Annotated in this window: 14 protein-coding genes; 9 read left to right on the top strand and 5 right to left on the bottom strand. The window is 70.4% G+C overall.

All coding sequences use genetic code 11. From position 1 onward, the window contains the following. Nucleotides 1-147 precede the first annotated feature (147 nt). Together AC5LUJ_RS14890 and AC5LUJ_RS14885 are read right to left on the bottom strand one after the other, a co-directional pair. Nucleotides 148-483, bottom strand: coding sequence for a DUF5134 domain-containing protein (locus AC5LUJ_RS14890; RefSeq protein WP_493465122.1), 336 nt, complete (start codon nt 481-483; stop codon nt 148-150). A 144-nt stretch (nt 484-627) separates the two neighbouring features. Next, nucleotides 628-864: a hypothetical protein gene (locus AC5LUJ_RS14885; RefSeq protein ID WP_493465121.1), complete on the bottom strand. Its 237-nt coding sequence runs from the start codon at nt 862-864 to the stop codon at nt 628-630. Nucleotides 865-1177: 313 nt separating this feature from the next. Here AC5LUJ_RS14885 and AC5LUJ_RS14880 point away from each other — a divergent pair, with 313 nt between their 5' ends. From AC5LUJ_RS14880 to AC5LUJ_RS14870, 3 genes are read left to right on the top strand one after another with little or no spacing between them, the layout of a single operon-like run. Further along, nucleotides 1178-2377, top strand: coding sequence for an MFS transporter (locus AC5LUJ_RS14880; RefSeq protein ID WP_493465120.1), 1200 nt, complete (start codon nt 1178-1180; stop codon nt 2375-2377). Continuing rightward, nucleotides 2374-2856 (top strand): hypothetical protein, encoded by a 483-nt coding sequence (locus AC5LUJ_RS14875; RefSeq protein ID WP_493465119.1) that lies wholly within the window; start codon nt 2374-2376, stop codon nt 2854-2856. Before AC5LUJ_RS14880 ends, AC5LUJ_RS14875 begins: the two co-directional genes overlap by 4 nt. Continuing rightward, a complete protein-coding gene (locus AC5LUJ_RS14870) occupies nt 2828-3481 on the top strand; it encodes a hypothetical protein (RefSeq protein ID WP_493465118.1) in 654 nt (217 codons plus the stop codon). The genes AC5LUJ_RS14875 and AC5LUJ_RS14870 overlap by 29 nt, the downstream gene beginning before the upstream one ends. Here AC5LUJ_RS14870 and AC5LUJ_RS14865 read toward each other — a convergent pair. After that, nucleotides 3457-4614 (bottom strand): acyl-CoA dehydrogenase family protein, encoded by a 1158-nt coding sequence (locus tag AC5LUJ_RS14865; RefSeq protein WP_493465117.1) that lies wholly within the window; start codon nt 4612-4614, stop codon nt 3457-3459. The genes AC5LUJ_RS14870 and AC5LUJ_RS14865 overlap by 25 nt on opposite strands. A 193-nt stretch (nt 4615-4807) precedes the next feature. On the opposite strand from AC5LUJ_RS14865, the gene AC5LUJ_RS14860 reads away from it, so the two are divergent. The 5 genes from AC5LUJ_RS14860 to AC5LUJ_RS14840 are packed head-to-tail and all read left to right on the top strand — an operon-like array spanning nt 4808 to nt 10516. After that, on the top strand, nt 4808-6625 hold the full coding sequence (locus AC5LUJ_RS14860; RefSeq protein WP_493465116.1) for a CoA transferase: 1818 nt from the start codon (nt 4808-4810) through the stop codon (nt 6623-6625). Next, nucleotides 6622-8277: a class I adenylate-forming enzyme family protein gene (locus tag AC5LUJ_RS14855; protein ID WP_493465115.1), complete on the top strand. Its 1656-nt coding sequence runs from the start codon at nt 6622-6624 to the stop codon at nt 8275-8277. Before AC5LUJ_RS14860 ends, AC5LUJ_RS14855 begins: the two co-directional genes overlap by 4 nt. After that, nucleotides 8274-8906 carry a metal ABC transporter ATP-binding protein gene (locus tag AC5LUJ_RS14850; protein WP_493465114.1) on the top strand — a complete coding sequence of 211 codons (633 nt, stop codon included), beginning with the start codon at nt 8274-8276 and terminating at the stop codon, nt 8904-8906. Before AC5LUJ_RS14855 ends, AC5LUJ_RS14850 begins: the two co-directional genes overlap by 4 nt. A 1-nt stretch (nt 8907) precedes the next feature. Further along, nucleotides 8908-9795 carry a metal ABC transporter permease gene (locus AC5LUJ_RS14845; RefSeq protein WP_493465113.1) on the top strand — a complete coding sequence of 296 codons (888 nt, stop codon included), beginning with the start codon at nt 8908-8910 and terminating at the stop codon, nt 9793-9795. Then, entirely contained in the window at nt 9716-10516 is an 801-nt protein-coding gene (locus AC5LUJ_RS14840) for a metal ABC transporter solute-binding protein, Zn/Mn family (protein WP_493465112.1), read from the top strand. The genes AC5LUJ_RS14845 and AC5LUJ_RS14840 overlap by 80 nt, the downstream gene beginning before the upstream one ends. A gap of 226 nt (nt 10517-10742) precedes the next feature. On the opposite strand, the gene sigC is transcribed toward AC5LUJ_RS14840, so the two are convergent. After that, complete coding sequence (sigC, locus tag AC5LUJ_RS14835; protein WP_493465111.1) at nt 10743-11318, bottom strand: RNA polymerase sigma factor SigC; 576 nt, start codon at nt 11316-11318, stop codon at nt 10743-10745. 142 nt (nt 11319-11460) lie between these two features. Here sigC and AC5LUJ_RS14830 point away from each other — a divergent pair, with 142 nt between their 5' ends. Further along, the gene (locus AC5LUJ_RS14830; protein WP_493465110.1) at nt 11461-12204 is read left to right on the top strand and encodes a zf-HC2 domain-containing protein; all 744 of its coding nucleotides are present in this window, start codon (nt 11461-11463) and stop codon (nt 12202-12204) included. A 114-nt stretch (nt 12205-12318) separates the two neighbouring features. Here AC5LUJ_RS14830 and AC5LUJ_RS14825 read toward each other — a convergent pair. Then, nucleotides 12319-12745, bottom strand: a 427-nt coding sequence (locus tag AC5LUJ_RS14825) for a four-helix bundle copper-binding protein (protein ID WP_493465109.1), incomplete at its 5' end; no start/stop codon positions are given.

The following is a 12745-nucleotide window of genomic DNA, read 5'->3' as shown; positions in this document are numbered from 1 at the left end:
ACAGGATCGTGGACTCCACTCCCCAACCGGAGGATTATCTGGCGGCGATCTGACTGAAGTGGCGAAGGCCGCATCTGTCGACCGCCGGCCCGGCTCGCCCATCTCCATGCCCCTTACCTGCCACGGTCGCTTGCCGCCGCATCGCGGCTACAGATCGCCCGCCGGCAGCCGGAACGTCGACGACACCCCGCAACGACCTGGGCCACGGCGGTTGGGGATGTTCGGAGCGCGCCGCCGACGGCGCGCAGCAGGCCGGATGCACTGTTGCGCCAGGAGCAGGAGGAGAAGCAGCGCGGCCAGGCCCAGACAGGTGGCGGCGAACGGCGCCGAGGAGGTCATCCAGCCCGGTCTGGTGAGCATGACCGCCATACCCGCCGCCACCGACGCATGCCCGACCTCGGTGGGGACGAACTGCCGCACCCGGCCGCGAAGCGCGTGGATCAGCCGGCAGAGGTGGGCCAGCGCGACCGTGGCAGTGGCCATACATGCCGCGACGGTGACCGGACAGGTGCGCGGCGCGCACCGTCTGCCCATGCTGGTGCATCACCCGACTTCCCGTCTCCTCCCGCGTCCGCGGTCACGCCGGCACCGGTCGAGGTGCACGCCGGTGGCCCCTCACGTGTGTGCTCAGCCCACCCTGGTGGCGAGTTCCGCGTCGACCAGCGCGCTGATCCTGCCCGCGTGGGCCTCCTCGACGATGACCTGGAGCTGTTCGGCGCTCATCTGGATGCGCTGGCCGAAGTCGTCGGTCAGGACGATGCGCCGGTCCGCCGTCGCGTCATGGTCGACGAACAGCTCCGGGCAGCCGCAGCTGCACTTGCCGCAGAAGGTCAGGACATGACACGGTGTTACAGACTCGGCCATAACCGCCCCTATGGGAACGGAAAGAGAGCGAGTCGCTACAATTCTAAAGATTGTTTCCAATGGTTGCCTGGGATTCCGGTAAAGCCGGGGCAGCCGACCGTGATGACTCTTTCCGTTCCGGACGGCCGGATGACGATCCGGCCTAGGTCGGCCGGTCGTGCGGACCTCACCGCCCCGTGCGCAGCGTCGGCGCGGTCTCTGACAGTGGCCGTGATGTCGCAGATCTGATTGTCGAAGCTGGCGGGAACCACGCACTGCCGCCCGGACGACTGATAGGGCATCGGGCGGACAAGTAGGACAAGCAGGGGTGGTTATGACCGGCAGGCGCTGGTGGGTGGGTGCGGGGGTCGCGACGATGGCGATGGCCTCGTCGATGCTGTCCCTGTATGCGCTGAGCGCGCTCGCACCCTTCCTAGTTGATGATCTCGGTCTGTCGCGGGCAGGGATCGGGGGGCTGGTGACGGTGACGTTTGCGGTCGCTGCTGCGTTGTCTGTGGTCGCCGGTCACCTGGTCGACATCACAGGGCCTCGGTGGGGGTTGATGGTCCTGGCGGCGACGGTCGCGGTGGCGCTGGTGGGTGTGTCGTTCGCCGGTTCCTACGGTGTCCTGCTCGCCGTTCTGGCGATCGTGGGTATCGGGCAGGCTCTGGCGAATCCCGCCACGAATGTGCTGCTAGCACGCGTGGTTCCCCCGCCTCGGCGGGCACTGGCGGTCGGGGTCAAGCAGTCAGGGGTCCAACTGTCGGCGTTCGGCGCCGGGCTGCTGCTGCCGGCTGTGGCGGGCGCGATCGGCTGGCGGGCCGGGTTGCGGTGCGCGGCGATCGTCCCGATCACCCTGCTGGCGGCGGTCTGGTGGACGGTGGCGGCGGGCAACCGTCCGGCGTCCGGAGCAGCCACACCGGGAACCGGACGCGGTTCGGGGTGGCGCTGGTCGCGGCCGTCGAGATGGCTGGCCTGGCTGATGGTGTACTCGCTGCTGCTCGGCACCGCCCTGGCGGCCGTGAACACCTACCTGCCGCTGTACGCGTCGCAGCGGCTCGGCCTGGACGAGCGGGTGTCCGGGGCGGTCCTCGCCGCCTTCGGGGTGTCCGGGCTGTTCGCGCGGGTCGTCTGGACGAGGTGGGCGGACCGGATGTCGGAGGTGACCATGGCCCTGGGGGCGCTGTCCGCCGCCGCGGCCGCGTGCACGCTGGTCGTCTGGGCGGCAGCGCCTACCTGGTCGGTCCTGGTCTGGGTGGGCGCGGTCGGTATCGGGGGGACGGCTACCGGAGCCAACGCGGTGTCGATGCTGGCGGTGGTCCGTCGCGGCGGCGCCACGGGACATGCGTCCGGGCTGGTCTCGCTGGGTTTCTTCAGCGGTTTCGTGCTGGGGCCGACGGCCTTCGGTCTGCTCGCCGACTCGGCCGGGTACGGCTGGGCCTGGCAGGCGGTGGCACTGGTGTTCGCCGGGTCCGCCGTTCTGGCGCCGTTCATCGCGGGACAGGCCGAGCTACGGCCGGCGAGCGCATCGTGACCGAGTTCGACGACGCCCTCGCAGTGTTGATCGCCCGTGTGGGTGTCATCGAGGCCAGTGTCGGGGAGAGGTTCCCCTTGTATTGCGATCCGCATACGGAGGTCTGGACGACCACCCGGCGTGGTTCATGGACCGGCGGTTTCTGGGTCGGTCTGCTGTGGATCCGGGCCGCCTATTCAGGGAAACTGGCCGATCGTGATGTGGCCCGGCGCTGGACGGCGCGGTTGCCGCCCCGAGCCGGTGATGACACCGTGACGCGCGCGATGACGTTCTGGCACGGGGCGGGTACCGGTCATCTGCTGTGTGGTGACCCCGAGGCGGCCCGGGTGGCGATGGTCGGGGCTGCCTCGCTCGTCGCCGCCGTCCACCCCCGCTGGGGCCTGGTACCGGTCGGGTCCGCCTTCGGGGGGCCGTGCGAGCCGAGAGCCGGCATCGACGCGCTTCGCGGCGGTGGTCGCCCTGCTGTGCTGGCATGCTGATCGGTCCGGGAGCGGTGACCGGCTGCGGGCGCGGGCCGTCCGGCACGCGACGCGGCATATCGACCTGCTCGTGGGACCGGACGGGCAGGTCACCCCGGAAACGCCGCTTGCGGCAGACGGCCGGCCGACGGGTAAAGGGGGCGCACCGGCCGGGGTGTGGTCCCGTGGCCAGGCCTGGGGGATGCTCGGCTGCGCAGCCGCCGTGAGCAGGCTCGGCCCATCGTTTCGTGACGCCGCCCTCCTGACCGCCAACTGGTGGCTGGACCGGATGAGCGGCCGCCTGATACCACCAGCGGTCATCCCTGCCCGGCACGTCCATACAGATCCGGACGCTCATGTCACACCGGGCGTCCCGCTGGACACCTCCGCCGCCGCGATCGCCGCCGCCGCGTTGTGGACCCTCAGTGGCCTGCAGACGCCAGGTGCCGCGGATTACCGGCAGGCAGCGGTCGACACCACGCGCGTCCTGGTCGCGGATCATCTGACGCGGACCGGTGTCCTGGGACAGGGCTGTTACGATCTTGGCGCTGGTGTGGCCCCGTCCCATGAGGTCATCTGGGGCACCTATTTTCTCACCGCTGTTCTGCTGACGCTGTGCGGTCACGCGCCGACGCCTCCTTGGTAGCCTGCCAGCAGGCGCCGGGCGACCGTTGTGATGTGCACTTCGTCGGGGCCGTCCAGGATGCGGGCCGCTCGGGCGGTCCGGTGCAACAACGCCAGCGGGGTGTCGTCGGTAAGGCCTTCAGCGCCGTGAACCTGGATCGCGCGGTCCACCACAGCGGCGAAAGCCCGGGCAGTGATGACCTTGGCTGTTCCCACCGCCACCCGCGCGTCACCCCCGGTGATCAAGGCGGCCACCGCCGCCCGGGTCAGCGCACGTGCGGCGGCGAGCTCGGCATGGCTGTCGAAGACATACCCCTGCAGGAGCTGCTTGTCAGCGAGTGGCCCGCCGTGGGCGCGCCGGGCGTGGAGGCGGCGGCACAGCAGATCGAAAGCTCTCTGTGTCTGCCCCAGCCAGCGCAGACACCGCAAGGTACGCCCCAACGCGAGTCGTTCGCCGATCATCGCCAGGCCACGTCCACGCGCGCCGAGTAGATGGTCGGCGGGGACGTGGACGTCGTCGAGGGCGATTTCGTACTGGCCGCCGGCCCCGAGTACCGGGACTTCCCGGACGATCCGGTAGCCCGCTGTGTCGGTCGGTACCACGAGTAGGGAGAACGCGTGCCGGTCGGCCGCGTCAGGTTCGGTCCGGCACACCACGGTGGTGAACGTCGCCGCGGCGGCCCGGGACGTGAACCACTTCCGGCCGTTGATCGTCCAATGGGTGTCGTCGCGGGTCGCGCTGGTCGTCACAGAGGTTGGATCAGACCCCGCGGCGCCCGGTTCGGTCATGGCGAAGCTCGGGACGGCGTCGCCGGCAAGCATCGTCGGCAGGTAACGTTCGCGGACGGCCGGGCTGGCGTACCGCTGAAGCATGGTGACGTCGACAAGCAGCTCGGAGCCGACCGCCGCCGGGCCGAAGTCCGACGCGCCTTCGATCTCGGCGATGCCCGCGTAGTCAGCAAGATCCAGCCCCCCGCCGCCGAGCGACACCGGCAGCGGTAACGCCCATACGCCGGCCTGCCGCGCGCGCTGCCGCAGCGATCGCATGAGCTCATCGGCGGCCGGCCCGCCCCGTGCCAGCACGGGTTCGGCGGGCAGAACATCGCTTCGAAGAAAAGCCCGAACACGTTCGGCCAGTACCTCAAGGTCCCTCATCCCCGGCTCCCTGCGGTTGACGCCATCACGGTGTACCAACGCAACTTTCGCCTGGCGGGAACCGGACGCGCACAGCGTCCGACTACCGGCATGTGGCAGGAAACACGGTGGCCGTGGGGGTATTCGGTGTGTGATGGTGAGTAGCGGACCGGCGGCACGGCACCACCGGTCCGTCTCTGTTCCGCTGGCGGGCATGACGGCGCGCGGTGCGACAGCTGGCGCTGTCGAGCGGCTGGTCGCGCGGCATCTGCGCCAGCTGGGAGCAGTCGTCGAGCCGGGCGCCGAACCGATCGGCGCCGGATCAACGAACGCCGGATCAACGGCGGTGCTCTGCCCGGGGCTGCCGGTGCTGCGCTGCGGTGTCGACTGGAGCAACCATGCTGGCGTACGTCTGGACGAGGGGACGATCCAGGCCGCCTACGGCCTGATGGCCGTGCACGGCCGCGCCTACGGTGCGCCGCGGCGGCTCCTGCTCGACTACGCAAGTGCCGCGGCCGGTGTGATCGCCACCCAGGGGGTGCTCGCCGCGCTGCTCGCCGGTCTTCGGGGCACCCCGGTCGAGGCGGTAACCGTGTCCGTGGCAGGCGCTGCGTTGGTGACCGTCTCGCAGTACCTGGCGGCCGGGAGCGCCGTGGACCCCGACCATGGCGAGCCCGACCCGACCGCCGGGATGCCGCCCCCGTTCGTCTCCGCCGACAGGATCCGATTCGAACTGGAGACCCTGGATCCGCAGCCGTGGCATCGGATGTGGTCCACGCTGGGCGTGGACCCGCGGCTGGTCGCGCGTGGCTGGCGGGCGTTCGTTCTGCGGTACGCCACCGCCGCCGCCCCTCTGCCGGCCGAACTGCACGCCGCGGCCCGAGCGTACGCCTACGACCAGCTCCATCACATGGCCACGACGGCGGGAATGGCGATCGTGCCGCTACGCAGCCACGAGCAGCGGACGGCGGACTTCGCCCCGTCCGGTCGGGTCGATCCGCCGTGGACCATCCGCGCATGTGACGCGCCCGCACCGGCGCGACAGCCGCAACCGGCCGCCGCGGACTCGTCTGCGGCCGTTGCGGACCTGCCTCTAGCCGGGATCACCGTCGTCGAGGCGGGCCGCCGCGTCCAGGGGCCGCTGGCTGGCCACCTCCTCGGCATGCTCGGCGCCAAGGTGATCCGAGTGGAGCCGGCCGGGGGCGATCCGCTACGCGGGATGTCGCCGATGGTCGGTGACTGCTCGGCCCGGTTCCTGGCCCTGAACCGGCACAAGCACGTCATCGAGGTCGATCTACGGTCACCGGCCGGTCGGGCGACCCTGCGGGACGCCGTGCTGGGCGCCGACGTGTTCGTACACAACTGGGCCCCGGGCAAGGCGGCGGACCTCGGCCTGGACGCGGCCGATTTCACCGGCGTCCATCCCGGCCTGGTCTACGCCTACGCCTCCGGGTGGGGGGATGTGCCGGTTGCCGGCTCGCCCCCCGGAACGGACTTCATGGTCCAGGCCTACGCCGGGTTCGGTGAGCAGCTGACCGCCCCGGATGAGCCACCGGCCGGTTCGCTGATGACCCTGCTCGACGTCCTCGGCGGCCTGATCACCACCGAAGGGATCCTGGCCGGGTTGATCGCCCGGGCACGCACGGGCCGGGGCCAGCGGGTCGACACCGATCTGCTGTCGGCGGCTGGGGTGCTGCAGGCACCGCTGATCGAGTCCGGCGGGACGCCGCAGCGGGCGTCCGACCCGCTGGACGCCCCGCTGCCGGTGGCGGACGGACATGTGATGGTCGCCGCCGGCAGCCGTGGTGACGTTCTCACCCGGGCCGTCGGAACCGCCGACCCTGACGCGGCCGTGCGGGCGTTACGCCGGAGGACCGCCGACGAGGCGCTGACCCTGCTGCGCGCGACCGGCGGCACCGCGGTGCGGGTCTGCCCGGAGCCCGGGCTGCTCGCCGCCGATCCGGCGGCCCTGCCACTGATCGAGATTGACGGCTGCGCCTTCGTCCGCCCGCCGTGGAGGTTCACGCGATGACCGCCCTGGAATCGACTGCTGTGGAACCCACCGTCCTACCGGTGCGCGATCTCGTCCCGCCCGTGCTGCGCGCATGGTGGGGATACGCCGGCTTCTACCCGGGCCGGGACCTGTATGCGCTGTTCACCGAGAATGCCCAGCGGCATCCGGACCGGGTGGCCGTCGTCGACGACGACGGCGAGACGACCTACACCGAGCTGGCCGAGCGGGCTGCCCGTCTGGCCGGGGCGTTCGAGCAGGCCGGTATCCGGTCCGGTGAGACGATCGCCGTCCAGCTCCCGAACGGATGGCGCCCGGTCGTCACCGATCTCGCGGCCGCCGCCGTCGGAGCGGTCGTTTTGGCCTATCCGGTGGGGCGGGGCCGCCGGGACACCCGTGCTCTGCTCGCCCGCTCCCGGGCGGTCGTGGCGGTGGTGCCCCACTGCCACGGGGGAGTCGCCTACGCGGACACGCTGCACACACTGCGCGGCGATCTGCCCCATCTGCGAACCGTGATCGTGTCCGGTTCCGGTGCCCCGGACAGCCTGGAAGAGTTGATCGGTTCCGGTCCGCCGCTGACCCGCCGGAGGCCGGTCGACCCGGCCGCGCCGGCTCGCATCCTGGTCTCCTCCGGGTCGGAGGCCGCACCGAAAATGATCGTATATTCGCATGACGCGCTGGCCGGCGGACGCGGGGCCTTCATCGGTTCCCTGCACAACGCGACAACGCCGATGCGCAACTTCTTCATGGTGCCGTTGGCGTCGTCGTTCGGCTCCTCGGGCTCCGCGGTGACCATCGCCCGGTACGGCGGCAGTCTGATCGTCTGTTCCCGCTTCGACGCCGGCCGCGCGCTGGACGTCATCGACACGCACCGCCCACACCTGGTGTTCGGAGTGCCGGCGATGTTTGCGATGATGCTCGACCATCCGGCGATCAGCCGGATCGACACGTCATCGCTGCGGGCGGTCGTCGCGGGCGGCTCCCGGGTGGACCCGGCCACCGTGGACGCCTGCCGGGCGGCGTTCGGGTGCGGGTTCGTCAACTGCTACGGCTCCGCGGACGGCGTCAACTGCACCACCGATCCGGATAACCCACCCGTTGAGGTGCATTCCGCCGTCGGCCGGCCCAACCCCGCGGTCGCCGCGATCCGGGTCGTCGACGCGGACGGCCGGGACGTGCCCACCGGTGAGGTGGGGGAAATCTGGGGACTGGGCCCGATGAGCCCACTCTGCTATGTCGACCCGGACTTCGACGGCCGTTACCGCACCGGCGACGGCTGGGTGCGCACCGGTGATCTCGGACGTGTCGACCAGGAGGGTTTCCTGCATGTCGTCGGACGCCGTAACGAGATCGTCATCCGGGGCGGACGGAACATCAGCCCCGTGGAGGTCGAGTTGCTCCTCGCCCAGCACCCCGCCGTCCGCCAGGTGGCCTGCGTCGGCGTCCCCGACCGGATCATGGGTGAACGGCTGGCTGCCTGCGTGACCACCAAGGACGCAGCCGCCACGCCCACCCTCGCCGACCTGACGGCCTACCTGACCGGGGTACACGGTCTGGAGCCGACCAAACTGCCCGAGAGCCTGCATATCCTCGACGAGCTGCCGCTGTCCGCCGCCGGGAAGATCGACAAGAGGTGGCTGCGGGAGCGGATCACCGTCGGCGAACCGACGTGAACGCCACCGAGATCCGCTTCGATCGGGTGACCTGCCGGTACGGCCGGCGTACCGCCGTCGACCAGGTGCTGCTGGACGTCGCCGCCGGGGAGCACGTCGCCCTGACCGGCGCGAACGGGTCGGGCAAGACCACCTTGCTGCGCGCGGCGCTGGGCCTGCATCCTCTCGCCGGCGGTTCGATGACCGTCGGGGGTGTCGCCGCCCGTACCCGCGCGCAGTGGGCGTCACGCCGCCGGCAGGTCGCCTGGGTGCCACAACGCCTCTCTGCCGGCCGGTTCCCGCTGCTGGTCGACGAGCTGCTCGACAGCGGCGGGCATGCGCTGGCGGCCCGGGACGCCGCCGCCCGCCTAGGCGTGGCCGGGCTCGGTCGCCGTCCGTTGCACACCCTCTCCGGCGGACAGCTGCAGCGGGTCTTTCTCAGCAGGGCCCTGGGCGCGGTGGCCGCCGGGGCGCAGGCGTTGCTGGCCGACGAGCCCACCGCGGCACTCGACTTCGACGGCCAGGAACGGATCGCCCGGATGCTCACCGGATTGCCGGTCACGGTGGTGGTCGTCAGCCACGACCGGGCGATGGCCCGGGCGTGCGACCGGGTCGCCGAGATGGCCGCCGGCCGGCTCCGGGTGATCTGACGTGGAGCGGTTTGTCGACCTGCTCGCCCTGCCCGCTGTCCAACGCGGCGGTATCGGACTGTTGATCGCTGCCGTCGCGCTGCCGATCGTCGGGGTGTTCATCGTCGGGCTGGACATCGTCGCCGTCCGGTTCGCCGTCATGCACGTGGCCCTGCTGGGGATCGCGGTCGGTCTGCTCACCGGGGCCGACCCGATGCTGTGCGGGCTGGTCGCCTGCGCACTGGCGGGTGCCGGGGTGGCTCCGCTCGCCCGACGGCCGGCTGGTCTGCCCGGCGCGATGGGCCTGCTGATGACGTTCGCCATCGCCGGCGCCCTGCTGGTGCTGTCGATCTCCGGGGTCAACGCCACCGGTGCGTTCGAGCTGCTGTGGGGCTCGATCCTGGCGACCCGCACCGTCGACCTGGTCGTACTCGGCGTCCTCGCTGTCGCCATCCACCTTCTCTACTGGGGCTATCGGCGGCAGCTCGCGCTGTTGCTGTTCGACCGGGAACTGGCGCTGTGTTCGGGCGTGCCGGCGGGCGCGCTGATGCTCGCCCTCCTGGCCGTGGTCTCGGTTGCGATCGGCGCGGCGATCCGGCTCACCGGCGCGTTGCTCGTCGATGCGCTGACCATCCTGCCCGCCCTCGCAGCCCGCAACCTCGGCCGCTCCCTGCGGTCGATGGTGGTCTGGTCGGTCGTTTTCGGATTGCTCGGCAACACCGCGGGATTCGCCGTAGCGCTGGCGGTCGATCAACCTCCCGGTCCGGTTCTCGTGCTCGTGGCCGGTGCCCTGACCTTGTTCACCTATCTGATTCCCGAAGGAGTAACGGATGCGCTTTTTGCGCGCCGCCGTACTGACCGCTCTGACCGCGATGCTGTCGCTGTCGACGATCGCGTGTGGCAGTACTAACACGCCCGCCGCCCCGGACACGGCCGCGACGGCATCACCGGCTGGCGGGCCGCGCGTGGTCGCCTCGACCAGCTGGGTCGGTGCCCTGGCGAAAGCGGCCGGGGCCAGCAACATCGCGGTCATCGCGCCCGCGAGCGTCCAGCATCCACCGGACTACGAACCCACACCCAGTGATCTCGTCAAGGTCGCGGGCGCCGACTACGTCCTGTACGCCGCATTCGACGGTTTCGCCGCCAAGCTCAAAGACGCGGCCGGCGGGCGGGGCAGGCTCGTACAGGTCGAGCTGGAGAACACCCCTGAAAAGATCAGATCCGAGGTGACCCGGCTCGGCGCCGTGTTCGGTACCTCCACAGCGGCCACGGCGTGGCTGTCGACGTTCGACACCGAGTACGCCGCCCTGTCGGGCAAGGTCAAGGCAGTGGTACCGACGCCGGCACCGACCGCGGTGGCCCACCTGTTCATGGCCTACTGGGGCGGATTCGCCGGACTGCCCGTCGTCGCCACCTACGGCCCCCAGCCAGTATCACCCGGGCAGCTCGCCGATCTGGCCGCGAAGAAACCCGCGCTGGTGCTGGCCAACGCCCACCTGCCAGGCGCCAACCCGGACATCCCTGGGGCGACCACGGTGGACATCGTCAACTATCCGAAGGCCGACCTCGACCTGCTCGGTGTCTTCCGGACGAACACCGACAGCCTCATTGCGGCACTGACCCGCCACTGACGAGGCTATACGCAGGCGCCGGACAGGGGGAGATACGCCGATCGATTGCTGGTCGACGCGCCTTCCCCTGCCAGCCAGGACGCACAGAAGACACAGAAAGAGAGGTACGGAGAGGTAGAGCACCCTAGTGACCGGCGTGCTGAGCGCCGGCGGTGAACCGGCCGGGCCCGGTCGTGCGATCCGGCCCGCCCAGGTCGCGATGCCCGGCCTTCCCGACCGGCTCCCGTCAGCCGACTCCCGTTGCCGACTCGTCCCCGCCGACCGCGCGTATCAGTTCCTCGCGCGCCCGGGCCACCCGTGAGCGGATCGTGCCTACCGGGCATCCGCACACCTGCGCGGCCTCGGCGTAGGCCAGACCCAACACCTGGGTCAGAACCAGCGCCTCACGACGGTCGGCATCGAGGGTCTCCAGCAGCAGGTTGAGCTCGACGATCTCCTCAAAACCGACCGCTGCCCGACGTTCCGCGGCCTGCTTCGCCTCGGCGGCCCGGACCCAGTCCACGCCGGCCGACTGCCGCGGCCGGACTTGCGCCATCCGAACCTGGTCGATCACTACCCGTCGGGCGATCGACAGCAACCAGGTACGCGCCGAGGAACGGGCGGCGAAGCGGGGCAGGCTTCCCAACGCCCGCATGTAGGTTTCCTGCGTGAGATCATCGGCGGTCTGAGGGTCGGCGAGGTGCGCCACGAAACGCCAGACGTCCCGCTGCGTGCCCCGGATGAAGTTCTCCAAAGCGACCCGGTCACCACGGCCGGCGCGTAACGCCCATGCCGTCAGCTCTGCATCGTCCGGGCGGCTCACAGTTTCCGCAGCGTACCCGCCCGGCCCCTGTAGGACCCGAAGTTCACGCACCGTCCATGCCCCGGCACAGATTCACCGTCGTCCGGTGACGTCTTTGACGTGCGTCGGGAACCCGGCGGGGGAAGCGCGCGACTATTAGCAGATGGACTGCAGTACCTGCCGCGAAGCGGTCTCCGCCCGGATCGACGGAGAGAATGAGCCCCGTCCCTCCGTGGAGGTCGACGCCCATCTGGCCGGTTGCGCGCAGTGCCGCGCCTGGCAGAACGCGGCTATTGCGTTGAACCGGCCGCTACGGGTGCACGAGGTATCGCCCACTCCGGACGTGGTCGACGCCGTCATGGCCAGTGCCTCCACGCCCCGCGCCCGCGGGACCCTCCTGCGGATCGCTCTCGCCGGCGTCGCGGTCATCCAGCTCATCATCGGTCTCAGTCAACTGCTGGACGGGGAGGGGGCCGGCGCAGGAGATCACGCCGCGCATGGGCATCTGTCGTCGGCCCATCTGTTCAACGAAAGCGCGGCATGGAATCTCGCGCTGGGGGTCGGCATGCTGTGGGCCGCCGTACACTCACGGCGCGCGGTAGGTCTGCTTCCCGCTGTGTGTGGTTTTGTCGTGGTCCTCACCGCCCTGTCCGTCCATGACCTTGCCGTGGGCGCCGCGCCGTGGAGCCGCCTGCTGACACACCTACCGCTCGCCGCGGGCCTGGCCCTGCTCTATCTCGTTGACCGCGACGAATGCCGCAGCGGAAGCCCCCTTCCAGATCATCCTTCGGCCCGGCCGGACACCGACGATGGGGAACCAGGGCATCAAGGAAGCGAGCGGGTCCGCCGAGAGGACCAACCCGGCCATCCGCCGCTGCGCTCAGTGAGTCGCCATCGCGCCGCCTGACAGAGGATCCACGCGCCGGATATCCCGGACACCGGCGTGAACCGCTGTTCTACGACCATCCATCCCACGGGCAGCCGTGTCTACACGCCCACCCGCCACCGCATCCGTCGCGGGCTATACGGGGCTGCGCAGGGCATTGAGAACGTCCCGACAGACCGCGGCGCATCGGCGCGTCGCCTCCGAACAGATCCGGCAGTGCTCGTGACGGTAGGCGTACCCGCCGCAGAGTTCACCGCTCTGCTCACAGGCCAACACGCAGGCTTCCAGCTGTGCGGTGAGCAGACCGCTGTCCGGGCCGCTCCCGCGGACCAGCAGCCGGCAGGTCGCATGGACGACGTCAGCGCAGTCCAAATCCCGCCGCACGGCCGTCTGCATCCCAGCCTCATCGGTCATGGCGAGCATCGCCGACGCACACGCGGTGACTGCTTCCTCGCAATCGTTCAGCGCGTCGACTCCCCGTACCCGCTCGTCACTGCTGAGGTTCATGCTCACGGTCATGCTGTCAAAAATTTCCCGTATCTGTTCCACCGTCTTCCTCCCT

This window comes from Protofrankia sp. CiP1_Cm_nod3, assembly GCF_982290655.1.
Note: the sequence above shows the minus strand (reverse complement) of the source record. Positions and strands in the feature narration are given on the sequence as shown.